The organism is Flavobacterium sp. (assembly GCF_036759525.1).
Lineage (GTDB): Bacteria > Bacteroidota > Bacteroidia > Flavobacteriales > Flavobacteriaceae > Flavobacterium.
This window is the reverse complement of record NZ_DAIOUN010000006.1, coordinates 79,893-101,963: the sequence shown is the minus strand read 5'-3', so window position 1 is coordinate 101,963 and position 22,071 is coordinate 79,893. Positions and strand designations below refer to the sequence as shown.

Genomic DNA, 22,071 nt, shown 5'->3' with positions numbered 1-22,071 from the left:
TGAAAAATTGTTGATTTTATTTATGGGTGCGAGCGTCTCGCTCGCACGAGCAGGGGGGAGAATTGAAGATGTTTTACTAGTTTCAATCCACCATGACAAAAACGGTATTCTGTGGTTAGGAACAGATAATGATGGCGTTTACAAACAAAATGGAGATAAGTTTGAAAAATTTAAAGTAAAAAATAAATGTGACCGCTGATTAGGGTTTGACAATTTTTTTTAAATTATTGATTTCGTTTTACAACTTCCCCAGTCGTTTGATTTATATAAAACCGCAAAGATAGAGAGGTTTGCGGTGCAATTTGCTATCAAAGAATACTCAGGTGAGCTTATAGAAGCTGTAAAGGACAGTAGTATCAGTTTAGTTGATTTGTACTTATATCTTTCAGTTTACTTAAAATTAGAAATTTGTTTTTGTCCATCTTTTTCTTAATACGTTTGAAAGATTTTATGTCTTTCGATTTGTAGTGAAGAAGTTTTAAATCAATGTATACTATCCTTTGCCATATTACATCGATATTTGGTCTATCTAGAAATAGTTCCAACGTAGTTGGAGAATCTCTATGAAAAGTTACAAAGTATGATATACAATAATTTGTTAATTCTGAAAGGTTATTATTTTCTTCAAGCAAAATACTTTCAAAAAGCTTCATACATTCATCATTTGAAATGTGTTTTGATCCAAATAGCTTTTCAAAGAAATCACGAAATATTAAAACTATGTCCATTGTTGACGATGCTGCTGCGAAAGTATTTCCTTTTTCTCCTTCTTTAATAAAATTAACAAAGAAATTATCGAAAACACTAATCATTCGCTTAACAATAGCGAGTCTACTATTAATTGGGATTGCATGACTTGCTTGTAATGATTTTGATAATAGACCTAAATAAATATAAAGATCTTTTAATTCAACAGGAACAACATTTTTACTGACTTCTAAAATGAATTTATCCCTTCTTGGGGTTTTTCCACAATAAAATACGATTGCATTTTCCCACCATTCTTCAAAGAAATTATCTTTTAAATCATTTTCATTATTTTCATCAATGCAAAGACTTACAAAGTACTCTTGAAAATAATGATTGAAAAATGAAAAAACGTGCATGTTCTCGTCATAATTAAGTACACCAGATTTTTGCTTTAAATGTTGAACAAATTCATATGGATTATCAATTTCTTCATAATTATAAACTTTTCTAAGTTCAGTGAGGAATTTTATCAATTCATCTTCATAAATAAACGTTTTTTCTGATGAGTGAATTTCCATTGCAATAAATCCTAATATATTCTTAGTTTGCTCGTATTTGTATTGTTGAGAAACTCCTTTCGATGTATCCCACCTGTCTAAATATGTGTCGGTGAATTTATTATATAGCTCAGTAATATTTGCTGGAAGTTCTTCCAAATCTATAGTCTCATCTCTGTATAGTATTGCCATTAATGTTAACGCTAAAGGTGTTCTTAATATAGAAGATGAAAGCATAGAATCTTTCATTGCCTTTGTAAATGCAGTTGATTTTGCTTTATTATTTGGGATGATTTTTTCGACTAATTTTAGAGCTTGCCCTATATTGAATGGAAGCAATTCGGTTTTTTCAAATTCACTTAATCGTTGTTCTTTATCAATTATTTCAGTGGTTCTCATTGCTAAAACGATTTGCAAGTTTTTTAAGTCGGTTGTGGCGAGAAAAGTATCAATTTTTTCGAGTATTGTACATTTTAGATTTTCATCTTTAATATCGTCAAAAGAATCTAGTAAAAGAACGATTTTAGAGTAGTTTTCAAATTCTAATTTTTCATCATTTGTTCTTATCTTAAACTGTTCAATCATCTTCTCTTTTAAGTCATAAAGCGTTTTAACTTTATAATCAACTATTTCGGGAATTTCAAAGAAAAAAACTAGATTTTGTTTTTGCTCTTTTATCAATCGAATTCCTAATCTCTTTAAAAACAAAGTTTTGCCACTAGTAGGGATACCATGTACAATGAAACTTTTATCAGAGTTAATTACTTCATCTAACCCGTCAATATCTTCTATGTTTTTGGTTCTAGACTTGTTATCTTCATCAAACATAACATAATTCTCAACTTTTTTCATATGTTTCGAATTTGTAGTTTGAACACTAACAAAAATCTCATCAATGTCTTTCATATTAAGTTGAAGTAGTTGATTGGTTTTGGAAATATCGCTCAATACAGTTATTTGATTATTATCAAACATATTTATTGAAGGTAAGTTACTTCCTAAAAACAAATCTTTGGTGTGAGATTCAATTTCAGAAATAAGCCGTTGATAATCCCAAATAATAATGCTTGAGCGAAGATGCTGTTCATAATTTGAGCATAAGACTTCTCTAGCATTTTGTGTGACTGAACCATTAATGATAACAAAAACTCTTGAAATTTGAATTTTTTTACCAGATGGATCTAAGAATGGATGTTTTAGAGATAATTCAACTTGTTGCTGAATTTCACCACCGCTGACAAAATCATTTTGCTGAGCATTTTTGTTTTTTACAATCGCTGAATACCAAATTTTTTCATCAATAGCACTATCGGTCATTGAAAAAACCAAATCTTTTCCAAATTCATTATTTCCATGAGTTATTTGAACATTCTCGAAGCTTTTTGCTTTAAATAATAATCTCAGTGGTTCGAATAATTCAGATTCATGACAATTTTTATGTATAAATGAAACTTTCTCTTTAACGGTTGGAAAGTTAGTGTTTACGGTCGTAATTTGTTTCTTAGATTTCATTTTCAAATTATTTGGAATTAAAAAAAAAGCTTTCAATTCAAGTCGGTGTTTTAAGGCTCTCTGCTTACTAGTTCATAAACTCAAATATATATAACATTTATGAAATTTCTGAGTAAAATAAGTAAAGGGAAACTAAAAAATTTTCCAATAGAAGTAAAAAATATATATTTATCAAATTATTAGTCTACCTCTCCCCACCAAAAATCTCCTTAACAGCCTCTTGATAACTCCTTGGATTCTGTGCTTTTTTAATCTTTTTCAACGTCTTTTGCGGGTTGGAGAAGGAAGTAGAAAAGTATTCCCAAAATCCTAACATTTTCATTTTGATAGGCGTGGGGCCGGAAAGAGCGGCATCGTATTCTTGGTAAATCGTGTCGTGAAATTCTTTGAAGATTTGCCAACGGTTGATTGGGTATTCAGTAGTGTTGTTTTTGATCATACTTGGCAAAAACGGGTCGGCAATCAAACCGCGACCAATCATAAAATGATCGATGCTCGGGAAACGTTCTTGCATTTCTTTAAACTTGGCTACCGAAGTGATGTCGCCGTTGTAATAGAGTTTGTGTCGTGTATTTTCGGTGCAGCGTTGAAAGGCTTCTAAATTTACGCCACCGTTGTACAATTGCTTCCCAATTCGGGCGTGAATGGCTATGTTTTTAATTGGGTATTGATCCAAAATCGGGAAAACATCCAAAATTTCTTCCGGATGTTCGTAACCCATTCGCATTTTCATGGAAACAATCACATCGGTTTCGTTATGCACACGGTCTAAAATATGATTTATTCGATGCGGTTCGCAAATCAGCCCGGAACCCATTCCTTTTTTCGTAACCATCGGGTAAGGACAACCTAAATTCCAGTTTAATTCTTTGTAGCCCAATTCCTGAATGTATTTCACCACAAACAAAAACTCATCGGCATCATTCGTCATTACTTGCGGAATCAATTCGGATACTTTATTGTTTTCGGGTTGCAAATCGCGTTGGTACGAATTTTTAATGACTAATTTGCCATCCAACCGAATATAAGGTGCATAAAATGTATCAATGCCACCAAAATAGTGATGAAACGCATTGCGAAAACGGAAATCGGTAAAACCTTGCAAAGGCGAAGAAAGTAGGGTAGGACTCATGGTTACAATTGAGCCGTAAAGATAAGAGAAATCAGTCTTAGTTTAATCCAACTCAATTTTATCTAAAACCAGTTGAAAGGATTCGTTCTTTTTGTTACCAATTAAAAATACAATTTCCTCAAAAGAATTGCTATTGAAGTTTGGCAAATCCAATGTTCTTCCTCTAAAAGAAGGATATAATTCACTCAGTTTAATTTCAATGGTTTCCCAGTCCCCCGAAGTTTTAAAAGTCGTGATGTACGAATAATACGAAGTTGCTTTGTCTTTGATTCTAAATTGATAGTTTTTGCCATCGCCTTTCAATCGAATGCGAACCTTGGATTCTTTGGTAACAGTAATTTTTTCAAATTGATAACGAACCGATGAAAACCCACCATTGTTTTCTAGTGAAACCTCTCCAGCAAAAACGCCGTTTCCGGCTGCATCAATAAAAAATTTGCCTTGCGATAAACCGCCCATAACGCCATCGTCTATAATTCGCCAATCGCGTGGGGAGGAGTTTTTGTTGAAGTCGTAAATGAATTGAGTTTGCATGACTAAAACTAAAAGTATCAAGGATTTCATTTTTCTTTTTGCTAAAGGTAAATCATCTCTTTTATTTTCAATATCAAGTTAACAGGAACTTATCATTTGTTGTACAAAGAAAAATGTACAAATGGGTTCAAAATATAAAAAAGACACATGTTTCAAAACCATAGATAAAAACTATTATTCATATTTAAATAGTTTTATATAAAGCAGTTACGACTTTTTAACTAAAGTATATTTTTGATAAAATTTTGAATGCTATCTACTGAGTTGTTCTTGATAAATTTAATAAAAGCACTCCCAATGATTGCTCCTTTTTGATGTTTCGTTGCTTGTTGAAAAGTCGTCTTATCTGAAATTCCAAAGCCCACAATTTGCGGATTTTTTAAATTTAGGTATGCCATACGTTCAAAATACTGTTCTTGAATTTCAGAAAAGCCCGATTGATTTCCGGTAACACTTGAGGAGCTCACCATGTATATAAAACTGCTTGAAAGAGAATCAATTTTCAGAATTCGTTCTTTAGAAGTTTGAGGTGTGATTAAGAAAATGTTTTTTAAACCGTATTGTTCAAACAATTCTAGGTATTCCGTTTCGAAAATTTCCATAGGCAAATCGGGAATAATCAATCCGTCAATACCTACTTCTTGACATTTTTGGCAGAATTTTTCCATGCCAAATTGCAACATCGGATTAAAATACCCCATAATAAGTAACGGAATTTGAACCGTTTCACGAATATTTGCCAGTTGTTGGAACAAAAGTTCAGTTGTCATTCCGTTTTGCAAAGCTTGGGTTGAACTCGCTTGAATAGTAGGTCCATCGGCTAACGGATCGCTGAATGGCAAACCGATTTCAATCATATCAACGCCGCTTTTTTCTAATTCAGAAATGATTTGGATTGTATCATTCAAATTGGGATAACCTGCTGTAAAATATATAGATAGCAGTTTTTTGTCTTCTTGTAATTTTATATTTATTCGATTCATTTCTAGCGTAAATTAAAATAATCAATGTAGGTACTCAAATCTTTATCACCGCGACCGGATAAATTTATCACCACAATATCTGAAGGTTTAAACTGCTTTTTATCCAAAACTGAAAAAGCATGAGCGGTTTCAATGGCCGGAATAATTCCTTCCAATTGCGATACTTCCCAGCCGGATTGCATGGCTTCATCATCCGTAATGGCAATAAATTCAGCTCGTTTAGTTTGATGCAAATGTGAATGTAGCGGCCCAACACCGGGATAATCCAAACCGGCAGAAATCGAATACGGTTCCGTAATTTGTCCGTCATTTGATTGCATCAAAAGCGTTTTACTTCCATGAATGATACCGATTTTCCCTAAAATGGATGTTGCCGCACTTTCACCGGAATCGACTCCTTTTCCGGCGGCTTCCACAGCGATTAAATTTACGTTTTCATCATCAAGAAAATGATAAAAAGCACCGGCTGCATTGCTTCCACCGCCGACACATGCAATCACGTAGTTGGGAAATTCTGTTCCTTCTTTTTCCTCTAATTGAGCTTTGATTTCTTCTGAAATAACCGCTTGAAAACAAGCTACCATATCTGGATAGGGATGTGGACCTACGACAGAACCAATGATGTAATAGGTGTTTTCCGGATTGTTAATCCAATCGCGAATGGCTTCATTGGTAGCATCTTTCAGGGTTTTGGATCCGGAAGTGGCGGGTCTGACTTCTGCACCCAGCATTTTCATTCGTGCTACGTTGGGAGCTTGCCGTTTGATATCTATTTCACCCATATAAATCACACACTCCAAGCCCATTAAGGCACAAACGGTGGCTGTGGCTACGCCGTGTTGACCAGCTCCGGTTTCGGCAATGATGCGGGTTTTACCTAAACGTTTGGCAATGAGTATTTGACCAATCGTGTTGTTAATTTTGTGAGCTCCGGTGTGGCATAAATCTTCTCGTTTCAGATAGATTTTGGTATTGTATTTTTTAGACAATCTTTTGGCAAAATAAAGTGGCGTAGGCCTTCCCACATAATCAACCAACAATTTCATAAATTCTTTTTTAAAACTGGGTTCGGCAGTAATTTTTAAATAGTTCAACCGAAGTTCTTCGATATTTGGGTACAACATTTCCGGTATAAACGCTCCGCCAAATTCGCCATAAAATCCTTTTTCATCTACTTGATAGTTCATCGCAATTGTTTTAGTTTTTCTTGAAATTCTTTAATTTTTTCTTTGTTTTTGATACCGGGTTCGTCTTCAAACCGACTGTTAATATCAATAGCAAAACAATATTTTGCTGCATCTGATTGAAGGAATTTTTCCAATTTTGGTAATTCATTCAACCCAATTCCGCCACTTAAAAAGTACGGAATGTCTTCTTTGTATTGACTCAAAATTTCCCAATCAAAAGTAGTTCCGTTACCACCTGGAAGTTTTCCTTTGGTATCAAACAAGAAATAGTCAATACTGTCTTTATATGGATTTAAATCATTGAAATTTAAATTATTATCAACTGTTATTGCTTTAATTACTTTAGTGTTTAATTTTTTAATTTGTAAACAAAAATCGGGTTTTTCTTTACCGTGTAATTGCATCATACTTAGTTGATGTAATTGAATTGTATTTCGAATTGTATCGAAATCCTCATCTACAAAAACTCCCACTTTTTCAATTGATTTTGAATTCACATGAATCTCATTTTCGCAGAACCGTTTGGATTGTTTCCAAAAAATAAATCCCAAAAAATCAGGTTGCAATTCGCTAATTGCATTGCTGTTCTCCTGATTATTCATGCCGCAAATTTTTAGTTTCATGAGTTTATTTTATGGATGAATTCTTTCATTTCATTTTCAGGGTTTTTACATTTCATAAAATACTCACCCATTAAAAAACCCTGAAAACCGTAGTTTTTTAATTCTGAAACAGATTCCGCAGAATCCATTCCACTCTCTGAAATTTTTATATATTCAGATGGAATGTGTTCAGACAATTGTTTACTATAGTTCAAATTGACTTCAAAGGTTTTCAGATTTCGGTTGTTTACGCCAATTAAATCCAAACTTGGCATAATCGATTTATCTAGTTCTTCTTGGTTATGAATTTCCAATAAAACTTCCAACTGAAGCGATTTGGCCAATTCAGATAATTTTTTGATTTCTTCTCTACTTAAAACCGCCGCAATCAATAGAATTACATCGGCTCCAAAAGCTTTAGCTTCCAAAATTTGATACGCATCAATTGTAAAATCCTTTCGTAAAAGGGGTAAAGTAGTTGTGGCTCTTGCTAAAAGTAAATCGTCTAAAGAACCTCCAAAATACTGACTATCTGTTAATACAGAAATTCCCGAAGCACCGCCATTTTCATAACCTTTCACAATTTCTTCAACCGAATTCGATTGGTTTATAACTGATTTAGAAGGCGAACGTCTTTTGTGCTCGGCAATGATTCCGCTTGAACTGTTGGATAAATTCTGTACCAATGAAGTCGTTTTTCGTTCAAACAATATTGATTGTTCCAATTGTTGTAATGGAATAATCGTTTTTTTTAATGCCACTTCTCTTTTTTTGGCAGCGATGATTTGGTCTAAAATGTTCATAATCGGCTTATATTTTGAAGTTTTTTTAACCTTTCGAGTGCTTTTCCGCTAAGTAAACTGTCTTTTGCAATTGCTAAACTCTCTTCAATTGCTATTTTTTGCATCATTGAAATTGCCAAGGCCGCATTTGCAAAAACCACATCATTTTGCATTTGGGTTCCGTTTCCGGAAAGAATAGTCATGAAGATTTTGGCAGCTTCATCAATGGTTGTACCGCCTTTTATTTGATGTAACGTAACCGATTGGGTATAAAAGTCTTCCGGTTTTAGAATTTTTTCGGATGCATTTGAAATGATCTTTACATTTCCGGTTAAAGAAACTTCATCAAAACCTTCCAAATCATATACAATTGAAAAATTGGTTGATGTATTTTGATACAAATACGCATACATTCGAGCCAATTCCAAACTAAAAACACCCACCAGTTGATTTTTAGGAAAGGACGGATTTACCATAGGTCCCAGCATGTTAAAGAACGTTTTCACGCCCAATTCCTTTCGAATGGGACCCACATTTTTCATGGCCGGATGAAATAACGGAGCGTGAAGAATAGCAATATTGGCTTCATCTAAACATTTTTCCAAAAAATCTTGTTGGTTACTGAATTTTACCCCTAAATTCTCCATTACATTACTGGAGCCGGAAATGGAAGAAACACCATAATTTCCGTGTTTGGCAACTTTGATTCCCGCTCCGGCAACCACAAAAGACGATAGTGTAGAAATATTGAACGTGTCTTTTCCGTCGCCACCGGTTCCACATAAATCGATGGTGTCGTAGTTTGAAAAATCAATGGGAATGCAAAGTTCTAACAACGCTTCCCGAAAACCGGTTAATTCCTCAATAGTAATGCTTCGCATCATAAAAACGGTCATAAAAGCGGCCATTTGACTGGCGTTGTATTGTCCGGAAGAAAGATTAATCAATACGTTTTTCGCTTCTTCTTTTGAAAGCGTTTGGTGATTGATTAATTGATTGAGTATGTTTTTCATTTTTAAGTGAATAGTAATTAGTGAATAGTAATTAGTCGTTTTACGACCTGCTATTAATGAAGGACTAACTCTTCAGCCAATTTTCTAAAATCTTTTTACCCTGTGGCGTTAAAATGCTTTCCGGATGGTATTGCACCCCTTTTACATCGAATGTTTTATGCCGAATTGACATAATTTCGCCGTTTTCATCCACAGAAGTGACTTCTAAATCTTCAGGAAAATCATGGGGATTTATAACCCAAGAGTGGTAGCGACCCACTTCAAATTCGTTTGGTAAATTATTGAACAGAGTATCTTTAATCTTAATTTTTACTTTAGAAGAAACTCCGTGATAAACTTTATCTAAGTTAATTAGGCTTCCACCAAAAACTTCTCCAATGGCTTGTTGCCCCAAACAAACGCCAAGTATGCTTTTGGTTGAAGCATATTTTTTGATAACCTCCAGTAACAAACCGGCTTCTTCAGGAATGCCCGGACCGGGTGAGAGTAGAATTTTATCGAATTTTTCTAGTTCATTCAATTCAAATTCATCATTTCTTAAAACGGTAACTTCGGCATTTAAATCTTCTAAATAATGCACCAAATTGTAGGTAAAACTATCGTAGTTGTCAATAATGATTACTTTTTTCATTTTCAAATTATATTTTTTCAGCCATTTCTAAGGCTTTGGTTAACGCGTTTAATTTGTTATATACCTCTTGCATTTCGCTTTCTTCTGATGAACTTTCTACTATTCCTGCTCCGGCTTGGTAATGCAATTGATGGTTTTTACTCAAGAATGTCCGAATTAGGATTGCGTGATTGAAGTTACCATTAAAATCCATAAAACCAATGGCTCCACCGTAAAAACTTCGATTGGTGTTTTCAATCGTATCAATCAATTGCATGGCTTTGTGTTTGGGAGCTCCGGTTAAAGTGCCGGCCGGAAAGGTAGAAGCAACCAAATCCATAGTCTTTGCGTTTGATTTTAGTTTACCTTTTACTTTGGAAACCAGGTGAATGACGTGTGAGAAGAACTGAATTTCTTTGTATTTTTCAATTTTCACTTCATTGCAATTTCGGCTTAAATCGTTTCGGGCTAAATCTACAAGCATGACGTGCTCGCTGTTTTCTTTGACATCTTCGGCTAATTTTTTGGCTTGCAAGGCATCGTTTTCATCATTTCCGGTTCGTTTGAACGTTCCTGCAATAGGATGAATTTCGGCTTCACCGTTTTTTACAATCAAATGAGCTTCGGGCGATGAACCCAAAAGTTTAAAATCGCCATAATCAAAATAGAATAAATAGGGTGAAGGGTTGATGTTTCTTAGAGCTCGATACACGTTGAATTCATCGCCTTTGAAACCTTGCGAAAATCTTCGGGATAAAACCAATTGAAATACATCGCCACGATGGCAGTGTTTTTTGGCTAAAGCAACGTGTTTTTTAAAATCTTCATCGGTTAAATTAGAATAGGATTGACCCACTTTTGAAAAGGAAAAAGAAGCAAAATTTTTCACTTGAAGTAATTGTTCTATTTCTTCGATATTAGATGATTTATCAAGACTGTGACAAAAAATATAGGCTTCATTATTAAAATGATTGATGGCAATTACATTTTTATAAATAGCGTAATACATTTCCGGAATAGCCAACGCATTTTCTTTTGGATGGATGGTTATTTTTTCAAAATAGTGTACGGCATCGTAACTGGTAAAACCAAATAATCCGTTGTAAGCAAATTTTAATTTGGGACCTGAAACTTCAAATTTTTGAATAAAATTTGTGATTTCTTCTGTTATAGTATTATTTTTTTCAATTTGATTATTTTGACTGCTTCCATCGGGAAAATGCATGACAATCTGATGTTTTTCCACTTTAAAACTCGCAATCGGATTACAACAGATGTACGAAAAACTATTGTCGCTCGCATGAAAATCAGAACTCTCCAACAAAATACTGTTGGGAAATTTATCTCGAACTTTTAAATAAACACTTACCGGAGTGATTGTATCAGCTAAGACCGATTTGTAAGTTGTATTTAGTTTGTAGGGTTTCATAATTTGAATGGATTTAAAAAGAAAAAGGGCTTGTCGTGTTTGACAAGCCCTTTTGTAATATTTTGAAAAATACATCTATAGGAAGCTAGCTCACGACGTCTGACGTAAGTTACTCCACCACCAAGAAGTATTAAAAAATGTGTTCATTACTGTTAATTGAGTTACAAATGTAGGAATGAAAAATGAATAAACAAACGATTTTTTTGAAAATAATAAAATTTAGGAATTGTTTAAACCAAAAAAAATCCTGACACTTTCGCATCAGGATTTTATAGCAATTTTTCCCATTATATTAGAACGCTAAAACTACAGTCAATTCAAACTCGTCATTAATAGCTTTATCTCCAAGGTTGTCAAAGAAACTTCCAGAACCGTATTTGATATCGTATTTGGTACGATCAATTTTTAAGGTAGTTCGAGCCGTAGAGTCTCCCAGAGCGATATCAAAAGTAATTGATTGAGTAATTCCTTTGATAGTTAAATCAGCAGTTACCGTGTAGATATCACTTCCTTTTGATGCAATTTTTTTGAACTCTAGTTTAGAAGTTGGATATTTATCAGTCCCGAAGAAATCATCGGCTTTAAGGTGACCTTCTAATTTTTCTTTTCCTTTACCGGCTTCTAAGTCAGCTACGGTAATACTTGTCATATCTACTTCAAATAAACCGCCTTTTAATTTTTTTCCTTCAAAAACCAAAGTTCCGGAGTTTAATTTGATAGTTCCATCGTGTTGACCGGTTACTTTTTTACCCACCCATTTGATGGAACTTTTTTCGATGTTAACTTTTTTGTTTTGTGCTATAGCTGTTACGGAAGTAAAAGCTACTACTAAGGCTAATGCGATTGTTTTAAAATTTTTCATTTTTTTGTGTATTAGGTTAAAGGTTATAAAGTTATAAATAATTCATTTTCAGGTTTTCTTACTTTGGCATAATGTTGCGTAGCATCCTCTTCGTGACGATATCCTATAGTTGCTAAAAGTGAAGCATTTAGCCCCATTTCGTTTAGTCCTAGAATTTCATTTACTTTTTCAGGTTCAAAACCTTCCATAGGAGTAACATCAATTTTTAATTCTGCTGCAGCATTTAATAAGTTCCCCAAAGCTAAGTAGGTTTGTTTTGAAGTCCAAGTATTGCGTAAATCTTCGGGTAAGGTAGTGATTTTAGATTTCATAAAATCGGCATAACCTTGAATACTTTCAACAGTAATTCCGCGTGTGGTTGCCATATTCTCAATATAAGAATCAATTTGAGAAGCACCAAAATTGGTAATATTTGCAAAAACCAATAGGTGAGAGGCCTCAACAATTTGAGATTGCCCCCAAGCTACAGGTTGTATTTTAGCTCTTATTTCAGGGTTTTCAATAATAAACACTTTGTAAGGTTGTAAGCCATACGATGAAGAGCTTAGTTGTATAGCTTGTTTAAGCACATTAAAATCGGCTTCAGAAATTTTTTTCGACGCATCGAATTTTTTAGTGGCATAACGCCATTTTTGATTTTCAATAAAGTTACTCATGTTTTTTTAGTCTTTAGTTCTGTATTTTTCTAATAAATAATTCAAATTTTCTAATTCCTCTTGAGACAGATTTGAAGCAAATAAATTTTCGTGAGCTTCAACTTTAGGGTCAATTTCAGACAACAATTCCAAGCCTTTTGAGGTGATTGTTATTTCCATTTTACGTCTGTTCTCTTCACAAACTTCTCTTGTAACCAACCCTTTGAGTAACAATTTATCTACCAATCGTGTTGTATTACTTGTCTTGGCAATCATACGTTCTTGAATTACGCACATGTTTGCCGGTTTACCTTTTTGACCTCTTAAAATTCTTAAAACATTGAATTGTTCAGCAGACAAATCATAGGTTTTTAAAATTTCATGAAACGAATCGGCAATTACATTTTGCGTGTACATTAAATTCATTAACGTACGTTTTTGTACACTCATGGGAGAGTTCGGTTTTATAACTTCTTCTATCTTCATTTGTAATTACAAAATTTGTATGTACAAATGTAGTGCAAATTTTTAATTGTATATACAAATGTCTATTAAATTTTTGTTAATTATTGTAATGAGGAGCGAGTATGTTCTAATTTTATAAATCAAAACGAAGTTATGAAGTGTAGTTATATTTTCCTTTTTATGGTAGTTTCTTTTGGTATTGTAAATGCTCAAAAAGTAGAGCAATACAAACCCTTAATGGTTTATGAAAAGGATGGTGTTTTGATTAAGTCTTTTAACTACGAGGGTTTTGAACCCTACCTCAATCAAAAAAACGATACTTTATATGTTATTAATTTTTGGGCTACTTGGTGTGTTCCCTGTGTAAAAGAATTGCCCCATTTTGAGAAGTTGAATACCAAATATAAATCCGGAAAGTTTAAAATGCTTCTGGTTAGTTTAGATTTTCCGAAATTAGTAGAATCACGTGTTATCCCTTTTGTGAAAAATAAAAATTTAAAAGCCGAAGTGCTTCTTTTGAATGACCCTGACGCCAATTCTTGGATAGAGAAAGTAGCTTCTGAGTGGACTGGAGCTATACCCGCAACTATAATTTACAAAAATGATATTCGAAAGTTTTATGAAAAATCTTTTACAGAAGAAGAATTAGAAACCGAAATACGCTCTTTTAATTAAAACTATTAACTATGAAAAAATTGAATTTCACACTTCTAGTGTTGGCTTTTACAGTAATGACTTCATTTACCTTACTAAATGTAAATGGGTACGAGATTGGTTCTGTTGCTACAGATTTCACTTTAAAAAATATTGACAATACAAATGTCTCTTTAAAGGATTTTAAATCAGCTAAAGGTTTTATTGTGATTTTTACATGCAATCACTGCCCCTACGCTGTAGCTTATGAAGACCGAATCATGGCTTTGGATAAAAAGTACAAATCTCTGGGATATCCGGTAATTGCTATAAATCCAAACAATCCGGAAAAACAAAAAGAAGACAGTTTTGAAAAAATGCAAGTGCGTGCCAAAGAAAAAGGATTTACTTTTCCGTATCTATTTGATGCCGGACAAAAAATTTATCCCCAATATGGAGCCACAAAAACACCACATGTTTATATTTTACAGAAAACAGCCAAAGGTAATATAGTAAAGTATATAGGGGCTATAGATGATAATTATTCCGATGAATCAGCTGTTAAAGTAAAATATGTAGAAGATGCGGTAGATGCTCTTTTGAACAACCAAGATGTCAAAATCAAAACGACTAAGGCAATAGGATGTTCTATCAAATTTTAAAAATAAATTTGATTTACTAACGTTATTTACACAAACAAAAAAATAAAACACAAAATCAAATGAACTTAACACAAGAGGATTGGTGGAATCGGCTTCAAAATGATTCTTCAGCAGTAATACTAGATGTAAGAACTTCAGATGAAGTTGAGCGTGGCATTATTCCAAATTCAATAAATATTGATATTTATAAAGGACAAGGATTTATTTATCAGTTGGAAGAGCTGGATAAGTCTAAAAATTACTATGTGTATTGTCATGCCGGTGCTCGTAGTGCTAAAGCTTGTGAAATAATGAATCAAATGGGATTTGAAACAACTTTCAATTTGATAGGTGGAATTTCGGAGTGGAAAGGACCGATAGAAGAAGCCGTATAAATTTTTCTAAGTGAATATTATTTTTTGTATTTTTAACAAACTAAATTCACAATTATGAAAAGAAATATGGGTAATACAGATCGTTTCGTAAGAATTATTTTCGGAATAATACTTTTAATTTTGGTTATGTCCGGTGCTTTCGAAAACGCTACTTTTAAATGGATTGTTCTGGGAGTAAGTTCAATTCTAATTATTACATCATTTCTAACTTTTTGTCCGCTCTACGTTCTATTAGGAAAAAACACTTGTGAAGTAAAGAAAAGATAAGAAAAAAGGCCACGAATTTTAGTGGCTTTTTTATTGCCTTATACTTTTCTAAAATCAATTCCTTTTGTTATTTTAGCGATATCATAAAATCTATCCCATGATAAGTGAAATGGACTTTAAACAAGAATTGAATTTAATTATTGAAAACGGAATAAGAGAAGATATAGGCCCCGGTGATTACAGTTCGTTGGCATGTATACCCTCATCTGCTGTAGGAAAAGCGAAATTGCTGGTTAAGGATAAAGGTGTAATTGCAGGAGTAGAGTTTGCCCAAATGATTTTTAAAAAGGTCGATTCTTCTCTGGAAGTTGAAGTTTTAATTCAAGATGGGAGTTTTGTTAATTATGGGGATGTAGTTTTTCATGTGAAAGGAAGTTCCCAATCAATATTAAAAGCCGAAAGATTAGTGCTTAATTCAATGCAACGTATGAGTGCTATTGCAACCAAAACACAAAAATATGTAGAGTTACTCAAAGGTACCGGGACTCAAATATTAGATACCCGTAAAACTACGCCTGGATTCAGAGCTGCCGAAAAATGGGCGGTACGAATAGGAGGTGGCGAAAACCATCGTTTTGCACTTTACGATATGATTATGCTAAAAGACAATCACAACGATTTTGCCGGAGGAATTGCAGAAGCTATACAGAAAACCAAATCCTATTTATTAGAACACAATTTGGATTTAAAAATTATTGTTGAAGCCCGAAATTTGCAAGAAGTTGATTCTATAGTAAAATGTGGTGGGGTTTATCGAATTTTATTAGATAATTTTGATTTTGAAACCACTCGTGAAGCTGTAAAACGTATTGGTAATCATTGTTTAACAGAAAGTTCCGGAAATATCAATGAAAACACCATTCGAAGTTATGCAGAATGTGGCGTTAATTATATTTCTTCGGGAGCTTTAACGCATTCGGTTTACAATATGGATTTGAGTTTAAAAGCCTTTTAAAAACCTCTTTTTTCATGTCGCTGGATATAGAACAACAACTCGATAAAATCCCTGTAGTGCGTAATTTGGTTCGTTTTGCTCAACGTATTAAATTACCGTGGTTAGAAGGATTGTCGTTCTACGATTTAATCGAATTGTATGTAATAGGTATAGCCAAAGGAGCTTTTTCTTACAGAGCCGGAGCCATAGCCTTTAGTTTTTTTATGGCTTTGTTTCCGTTTGCATTATTTATTTTAAATCTTATTCCCTACATTCCTATAGAAGGATTTCAGGATGATTTTTTAAAATTTGTAGAAAACAGTGTACCACCCAACACTTACGAAGCTATAAAATCTATTATAGATGATATTCTTAATAACAGTTACAAAGGCTTACTTTCATCGGGTTTCATTTTATCTATATTTTTAATGACCAATGGGATTAATGCCATTTTAGGCGGATTTGAAACCTCTTATCACATCACAATCAACAGAAGTTTTATCAGACAGTACCTAATTGCATTGGGTATGTCTATACTTTTTTCCGTTATTTTATTGGTAACTGTAGCTTCTATAGTAATTTCAGAAGTGATTATAGTAAAAATTCAATTGCATCAAATTTTAACAACCGAAACTTCTTTTATAGAAATGATTCGATATGGGTTTGTCATAGTAATGATTTTGACAACCACGTCGTTACTATTTAAATTCGGAACCAAACAAACTTCAAAAATTGCTTTTATAAGCATTGGCTCTGTATTTACAACCTTATTAATATTGCTTTCATCTTACATTTTTGGGATTTATGTAGTTAAATTTGCCAAATACAATGAATTGTACGGATCTATAGGAACTTTATTAATATTGATGTTTTACATTTGGATCAATTGTATGATTTTATTACTTGGTTTTGAATTGAATGCCACAATAAATAAATTGAAAAGACGAAATCTCTACGATTAATTCCTGATATACAAAAAATATATGCCTTACTTCGTTGAAGTTATATTGCCTCTTGCTTTAGATAAAACGTTTACGTACAATGTATCTCAAACCGAGTTTCATTTTATTAAACCCGGGATGCGAATTGCTGTTCCATTTGGAAAAAGTAAAATCTATACTGCATTGGCCAAAGAAACTCACGAAAGGGTACCTGCATTGTATGAAGCCAAAGAAATTCATCAAATACTCGATGAGACTCCAATTGTCAATACTATACAATTGCAACTATGGGATTGGATTGCTAGCTATTATATGTGTAGTTTGGGTGAAGTTTACCGAGCGGCATTGCCCAACGGATTTATTTTGGAGAGTGAAACTATCATAACATTGAGCTCCAACTCAAAATATGAAGTTTCGGACCTGAATGACGATGAGTATTTGATTTTAGAGGCCTTACAACAACAAAGTTCATTAAAAGTTAATGATATCAGTTCCATTTTAAATAAAAAAAATGTAGTCTCCGTTTTACAAAAAATGCTTTCCCAAAATATCATTTCATTGCAAGAGGAGCTTTATGAAAATTATAAGCCGAAATTGGTAAAGTATGTAAGATTACACGAAAACTTGAATTCTGATACAACGCTCAATTCATTTCTTCAAAATGTAAAATCAGAAAAACAAAAACAACTTGTATTGGCTTTTTTTCAATTGAAAGGAATTGATAGAAATCCGATTTCGGTTAAAAAAATTTTAGAGTATTCAAAGCAAAGTAGAGCCATTTTAAACAAGTTGATAGAACTTAATGTTTTTGAGGAATATACCTTAATTCAAGATCGAACAGATTTTCAAAACGATGATGTTAGAGGTCATTTCGAATTAAGCGATTCCCAACAAACCGCTTTTTCTCAAATAAAAGAAGCCTTTGAAACTAAAGATATTTGTTTACTTCACGGGGTTACTTCAAGTGGTAAAACCGAGATATACAGTAAGTTAATTCAAGAAACCCTACTTGAAGGCAAACAAGTTTTATTTTTATTACCCGAAATAGCTTTAACCACACAATTGGTTTCCCGACTGAGAAAGTTTTTTGGAAACCAAGTTGCTGTTTTTCATTCCAAATACAACTCAAACGAAAGGGTAGAGGTATGGAATCAAGTTTTACATAGTTCAGAAAAAGCACAAGTTGTTATTGGGGCACGATCGGCTCTGTTTTTACCTTTTTCCAACTTGGGATTAATTATAGTAGATGAAGAGCACGAACAAAATTTTAAACAAACCGATCCGGCTCCAAGGTATCATGCCCGCGATACCGTAACAGTTTTGGCAAAGATTCATCAATCTAAAGTCCTCTTAGGTTCGGCTACGCCAAGTTTAGAATCGTATTATAACACCAAAAATCAAAAATACGCTCTTGTAGAACTTACAGAGCGATACAACCTCACACCACTTCCTGAAGTACTATTGGTCGACTTAAAAGACAAATATTTCCGAAAAAAAATGAAGGGCCACTTTAGTGATGTTTTGATAGAAGAAATGGCATCGGCTTTGGCTCTTGGTGAGCAAATTATCCTTTTTCAAAATCGAAGAGGCTACGCCCCATTAGTTGAGTGCTTGACCTGTGGTCATGTACCTCAGTGTCCAAACTGTGATGTAAGTTTGACCTATCATAAATTCAAAGGTCAACTAAGATGTCATTATTGCGGTCATTCGATTGCCAAACCAACCCATTGTCATGCCTGTTCTAGTGTAGATCTAACTACAAAAGGATTTGGAACAGAACAAATTGAAATGGAATTGGTATCTCTTTTTCCCAATAAAAATGTTTTTAGAATGGATCAAGATACTACAAGAGGTAAGTTTGGTTACGAAAAAATTATTGATAAATTTCAAAATAAGGAAATAGATATTTTGGTTGGAACACAAATGCTAGCAAAGGGATTAGATTTTAGTAATGTGAGTTTAGTGGGAATTCTTAATGCAGATAACATGCTTTATTTTCCGGATTTTAGAGCCTTTGAGCGGAGTTTTCAAATGATGGTTCAAGTTTCCGGAAGAGCGGGTAGAGCTGATAAAAGAGGTAAAGTAGTCATTCAAACCTATAACCCGAATCATAATACAATTCAGCAAGTGACACACAACGATTATATAGCCATGTTTGAAGAGCAATTGTATGAACGTCATATTTTTAAATATCCGCCCTACTATAAGTTAATTAAAATCACGCTTAAGCATAGAGACTTTGACAAAGTGAAAGAAAGTGCTCAATGGTTGGCTCAAGTATTAAAACAACAACTTACCTCACCGGTTTTGGGACCGGAAGAGCCCTCTGTAAATAAAATTCGCAATGAATATATTAGGACATTAATGGTTAAAATTCCGGAAACAGTATCTGTAGCTCAAACAAAAAAAACTATTCAGAAAGTACTGAATAGTTTTGATGTTATTTCGCAATATAGGTCTGTTAAGCTAGTAGTAAATGTTGATGTTCAGTAGTTTTAAGCAATTGCTAAAGCTTTTTTCAAATCATCTTTTTTATTTCGGCTTAACGGAATTTTAGTAACTCCAATCTCGGCAAATTTACTGTTGAAACGTTCAATCTTGTCAATATTTACAATAAATGACTTGTGAACTCGTAGAAAACGATCTTTAGACAAGTCATTTTCAAATGATTTCATAGTAGAAAGCACTAAATTACTGTCTTCATCCGTTACAACTTTTACATAATCGCCATAAGCTTCAATCCATTTAATTTTGGAAGTGTAAACTTTTAGCTTTTTAAGATTGCTTTTAATGAAAATGTAATCTCCTTCTTCTTCGGTTACTTCATGACGTAATTTATGCATATCCATGGCACGCTTTACAGCCGAGTCAAAACGATCTACAGAAATAGGTTTTTGTAAGTAATCCGTGGCATCATAATCAAAAGCTTTTACGGCATAGTCAGCTTTGGATGTAATGAAGATAATTTGAGGCTTTATTTTTAATCCATCCAAGAAATCAAAGCCATTGATAATAGGCATTTCGATGTCAAGGAAAATTAAATCAACCGAGTGTATAGACATACAACTCTTGGCCTCGATAGCATTAGAAAAATCACCAACAAGATTGAGATTTTGGTGATTATTTACTAACTTGGTGATGATCATCCGTTGGATGGAACTATCATCAACTACGACACAATTTAGTTTCATAATTCGATTTATTATAGATTTGGTGAAACAAACATAGTGCATTTCATCGATAAAAACTAATTTTTTTCGAACTTTTTTACCTTATGTCGATTATTTCTGCACTTTGCTTGTTTATTCAATTATATTTTCTACTTTTGCACCCAATTTAACAATTTTAAAGTATTACATTATGAATCATTATGAAGCTGTTTTCATCTTGAATCCCGTTTTATCTGAGCAACAGGTAAAGGAAACAGTAAGCAAATTTGAAGATTTCCTTACTTCTAAAGGGGCAGAGATGGTATCTAAAGAGGATTGGGGCTTAAAAAAATTAGCCTATGAAATCCAACACAAAAAAAGTGGTTTTTATCACTTGTTTGAGTTCAAAGCTCCTGCAGATGCAATTTTAAGTTTTGAAACTGAACTTAGACGTGACGAAAGAATTATGCGTTTCCTAACTGTTAGTTTAGACAAACACGCTATTTCTTGGGCAGAAAGAAGAAGAGAAAAATTAAAAGTTAAAGCATAAGTAGTATGTCAACAATCGAGCAATCAGCTAAAGGAAAAAAAGAAGGAGATATCAGATATCTTACTCCTTTGAATATAGATACGAACAAGACAAAAAAATATTGTCGTTTCAAAAAATCAGGCATTAAATATGTTGATTACAAAGACCCGGATTTTTTATTGAAATTCGTTAACGAGCAAGGTAAAATTCTTCCTAGAAGATTAACCGGAACGTCATTAAAATACCAAAGAAAAGTGTCTGTAGCTGTTAAAAGAGCAAGACATTTAGCTTTAATGCCTTACGTGGCAGATTTATTAAAATAATTATTAATTAAGTTGTTGCCTCGCCATTGGCGGGCTAACTTCTACAAAAAAGGACAACAACATGGAACTAATCTTAAAACAAGACGTTCAAAATTTAGGTTTCAAAGACGATATCGTTTCTGTAAAACCAGGTTACGGTAGAAATTTTTTAATTCCTCAAGGATTTGCAACTTTGGCTACGCCATCTGCAAAAAAAGTTTTAGCTGAAAATTTAAAACAAAAAGCTCACAAAGAGCAAAAAATTGTTGATGATGCTAAAAAATTAGCCGATACTTTAAAAGCTCTTGATATTAAAATTGTAGCTAAAGCCGGAGGTGAAAAACTTTTTGGTTCGGTTACTAATATTGATATTGCTGAAGCTTTAGAGAAATCTGGTAACCCAATTGATCGTAAATTCATCACTTCAGGTACTGTAAAAAGAACAGGAAAGTACAATGCTACTGTTCGTTTACATAGAAATGTAGTAATCGAATTGCCATATGAAATTGTTGCAGAAAAATAATCTCAACATAAAAGTTATTAAAAAGCTCCCAAATCCGGGAGCTTTTTTTTTGATTAAGTATAGCTAGAATTGATTTAACTAGTGTATTTTTGTACAAATCAAAGGCTATAATGGCACAGTTTATAAAAATATACCCCGAAAATCCTAATGAAGCTGCAATTTTAAAAGTAGTTCAAGTTTTAAAAGCAGGCGGACTCATCATATATCCAACCGATACGGTTTATGGTTTAGGTTGTGATATAACCCATTCAAAAGCATTAGAACGTGTAGCTAAGATCAAAGGGATAAAACTTGAAAAAGCTAATTTTTCTTTCATTTGCCATGATTTAAGCAATCTTTCGGATTATGTAAAACAAATTGATACAGCCACATTCAAAATCTTGAAACGTTCTCTTCCTGGTCCTTATACTTTTATTTTGCCGGGAAACAATAATTTACCAAAGGAATTTAAAAAGAAAAAAACTGTAGGAATTCGGATTCCCGATAATACCATAATTTTGGAAATAGTTAAACAATTGGGCAATCCCATCGTTTCCACATCCATTTATGATGAAGACGAAGTGTTAGAATATTCTACCGATCCGGAATTGATTTTTGAAAAATGGCAAAATTTAGTTGATGTAGTTATTGATGGTGGATATGGGGACAATCAACCTTCTACGATTATAGATTTATCTGAAAGTGAACCCGTTGTGATTCGAGAAGGTAAGGGTGATATTTCAATCTTATAAAAAAAAATCGTCTCTTTTGAGACGATTTTTTTA

Annotated in this window: 25 protein-coding genes; 11 read left to right on the top strand and 14 right to left on the bottom strand. The window is 33.3% G+C overall.

The genetic code is table 11. The features are described 5' to 3' along the window. Positions 1-356: 356 nt before the first annotated feature. The 13 genes from V7M80_RS06675 to V7M80_RS06615 form a co-directional block, all read right to left on the bottom strand. Positions 357-2,759: an NACHT domain-containing protein gene (locus V7M80_RS06675; protein WP_333694923.1), complete on the bottom strand. Its 2,403-nt coding sequence runs from the start codon at positions 2,757-2,759 to the stop codon at positions 357-359. Positions 2,760-2,943: 184 nt separating this feature from the next. Then, a complete protein-coding gene (locus V7M80_RS06670) occupies positions 2,944-3,891 on the bottom strand; it encodes a tRNA dihydrouridine synthase (protein WP_333694922.1) in 948 nt (315 codons plus the stop codon). 42 nt (positions 3,892-3,933) lie between these two features. After that, complete coding sequence (locus tag V7M80_RS06665; RefSeq protein WP_333694921.1) at positions 3,934-4,455, bottom strand: CIA30 family protein; 522 nt, start codon at positions 4,453-4,455, stop codon at positions 3,934-3,936. Between the two features lie 191 nt (positions 4,456-4,646). After that, positions 4,647-5,408 carry a tryptophan synthase subunit alpha gene (gene trpA / locus V7M80_RS06660; RefSeq protein ID WP_333694920.1) on the bottom strand — a complete coding sequence of 254 codons (762 nt, stop codon included), beginning with the start codon at positions 5,406-5,408 and terminating at the stop codon, positions 4,647-4,649. Positions 5,409-5,410: 2 nt separating this feature from the next. Then, entirely contained in the window at positions 5,411-6,595 is a 1,185-nt protein-coding gene (trpB, locus tag V7M80_RS06655) for a tryptophan synthase subunit beta (protein ID WP_333694919.1), read from the bottom strand. Then, positions 6,592-7,218: a phosphoribosylanthranilate isomerase gene (locus V7M80_RS06650; protein WP_333694917.1), complete on the bottom strand. Its 627-nt coding sequence runs from the start codon at positions 7,216-7,218 to the stop codon at positions 6,592-6,594. The genes trpB and V7M80_RS06650 overlap by 4 nt, the downstream gene beginning before the upstream one ends. Next, a complete protein-coding gene (trpC, locus tag V7M80_RS06645) occupies positions 7,215-8,000 on the bottom strand; it encodes an indole-3-glycerol phosphate synthase TrpC (RefSeq protein WP_333694916.1) in 786 nt (261 codons plus the stop codon). The genes V7M80_RS06650 and trpC overlap by 4 nt, the downstream gene beginning before the upstream one ends. Beyond that, positions 7,997-8,992 carry an anthranilate phosphoribosyltransferase gene (gene trpD, locus V7M80_RS06640; RefSeq protein WP_333694915.1) on the bottom strand — a complete coding sequence of 332 codons (996 nt, stop codon included), beginning with the start codon at positions 8,990-8,992 and terminating at the stop codon, positions 7,997-7,999. The genes trpC and trpD overlap by 4 nt, the downstream gene beginning before the upstream one ends. A 64-nt stretch (positions 8,993-9,056) precedes the next feature. Continuing rightward, complete coding sequence (locus V7M80_RS06635; protein WP_333694913.1) at positions 9,057-9,623, bottom strand: anthranilate synthase component II; 567 nt, start codon at positions 9,621-9,623, stop codon at positions 9,057-9,059. Between the two features lie 7 nt (positions 9,624-9,630). Further along, a complete protein-coding gene (locus V7M80_RS06630) occupies positions 9,631-11,031 on the bottom strand; it encodes an anthranilate synthase component I family protein (RefSeq protein ID WP_333694911.1) in 1,401 nt (466 codons plus the stop codon). A gap of 292 nt (positions 11,032-11,323) precedes the next feature. Continuing rightward, positions 11,324-11,893 (bottom strand): YceI family protein, encoded by a 570-nt coding sequence (locus tag V7M80_RS06625; protein ID WP_333694910.1) that lies wholly within the window; start codon positions 11,891-11,893, stop codon positions 11,324-11,326. A gap of 23 nt (positions 11,894-11,916) precedes the next feature. Next, positions 11,917-12,549: an NAD(P)H-dependent oxidoreductase gene (locus V7M80_RS06620; RefSeq protein ID WP_333694908.1), complete on the bottom strand. Its 633-nt coding sequence runs from the start codon at positions 12,547-12,549 to the stop codon at positions 11,917-11,919. Positions 12,550-12,555: 6 nt separating this feature from the next. Further along, positions 12,556-13,014 (bottom strand): MarR family winged helix-turn-helix transcriptional regulator, encoded by a 459-nt coding sequence (locus V7M80_RS06615; protein ID WP_333694906.1) that lies wholly within the window; start codon positions 13,012-13,014, stop codon positions 12,556-12,558. Between the two features lie 132 nt (positions 13,015-13,146). Here V7M80_RS06615 and V7M80_RS06610 point away from each other — a divergent pair, with 132 nt between their 5' ends. The 7 genes from V7M80_RS06610 (at position 13,147) to priA (ending at position 19,297) form a co-directional block, all read left to right on the top strand. Continuing rightward, positions 13,147-13,668, top strand: coding sequence for a redoxin domain-containing protein (locus V7M80_RS06610; RefSeq protein ID WP_333694905.1), 522 nt, complete (start codon positions 13,147-13,149; stop codon positions 13,666-13,668). An 11-nt stretch (positions 13,669-13,679) separates the two neighbouring features. Beyond that, positions 13,680-14,288: a thioredoxin family protein gene (locus V7M80_RS06605; RefSeq protein WP_333694903.1), complete on the top strand. Its 609-nt coding sequence runs from the start codon at positions 13,680-13,682 to the stop codon at positions 14,286-14,288. 59 nt (positions 14,289-14,347) lie between these two features. After that, positions 14,348-14,662, top strand: a complete 315-nt coding sequence (locus tag V7M80_RS06600) for a rhodanese-like domain-containing protein (protein WP_333694902.1) — start codon at positions 14,348-14,350, stop codon at positions 14,660-14,662. 54 nt (positions 14,663-14,716) lie between these two features. After that, a complete protein-coding gene (locus V7M80_RS06595; RefSeq protein WP_333694901.1) occupies positions 14,717-14,929 on the top strand; it encodes a YgaP family membrane protein in 213 nt (70 codons plus the stop codon). Positions 14,930-15,026: 97 nt separating this feature from the next. Continuing rightward, positions 15,027-15,884: a carboxylating nicotinate-nucleotide diphosphorylase gene (gene nadC / locus V7M80_RS06590; RefSeq protein ID WP_333694900.1), complete on the top strand. Its 858-nt coding sequence runs from the start codon at positions 15,027-15,029 to the stop codon at positions 15,882-15,884. Between the two features lie 14 nt (positions 15,885-15,898). Beyond that, entirely contained in the window at positions 15,899-16,825 is a 927-nt protein-coding gene (locus V7M80_RS06585; protein WP_333694899.1) for a YihY/virulence factor BrkB family protein, read from the top strand. A gap of 21 nt (positions 16,826-16,846) precedes the next feature. After that, the gene (gene priA / locus V7M80_RS06580) at positions 16,847-19,297 is read left to right on the top strand and encodes a replication restart helicase PriA (RefSeq protein WP_333694898.1); all 2,451 of its coding nucleotides are present in this window, start codon (positions 16,847-16,849) and stop codon (positions 19,295-19,297) included. Between the two features lie 2 nt (positions 19,298-19,299). Here the strand turns inward: priA and V7M80_RS06575 are convergent, their stop codons facing one another. Beyond that, positions 19,300-19,995, bottom strand: coding sequence for a LytR/AlgR family response regulator transcription factor (locus V7M80_RS06575; protein ID WP_333694897.1), 696 nt, complete (start codon positions 19,993-19,995; stop codon positions 19,300-19,302). Between the two features lie 169 nt (positions 19,996-20,164). Here V7M80_RS06575 and rpsF point away from each other — a divergent pair, with 169 nt between their 5' ends. The 4 genes from rpsF to V7M80_RS06555 all read left to right on the top strand — a co-directional run bounded on the left by rpsF (position 20,165) and on the right by V7M80_RS06555 (position 22,038). Further along, complete coding sequence (rpsF, locus tag V7M80_RS06570; RefSeq protein ID WP_333694896.1) at positions 20,165-20,503, top strand: 30S ribosomal protein S6; 339 nt, start codon at positions 20,165-20,167, stop codon at positions 20,501-20,503. A 5-nt stretch (positions 20,504-20,508) separates the two neighbouring features. Beyond that, positions 20,509-20,805 (top strand): 30S ribosomal protein S18, encoded by a 297-nt coding sequence (rpsR, locus tag V7M80_RS06565; RefSeq protein ID WP_333694895.1) that lies wholly within the window; start codon positions 20,509-20,511, stop codon positions 20,803-20,805. Positions 20,806-20,866: 61 nt separating this feature from the next. Next, positions 20,867-21,307: a 50S ribosomal protein L9 gene (gene rplI / locus V7M80_RS06560; protein WP_333694894.1), complete on the top strand. Its 441-nt coding sequence runs from the start codon at positions 20,867-20,869 to the stop codon at positions 21,305-21,307. Between the two features lie 110 nt (positions 21,308-21,417). Continuing rightward, positions 21,418-22,038, top strand: coding sequence for an L-threonylcarbamoyladenylate synthase (locus V7M80_RS06555; protein ID WP_333694893.1), 621 nt, complete (start codon positions 21,418-21,420; stop codon positions 22,036-22,038). The last annotated feature ends 33 nt before the right edge of the window (positions 22,039-22,071 follow it).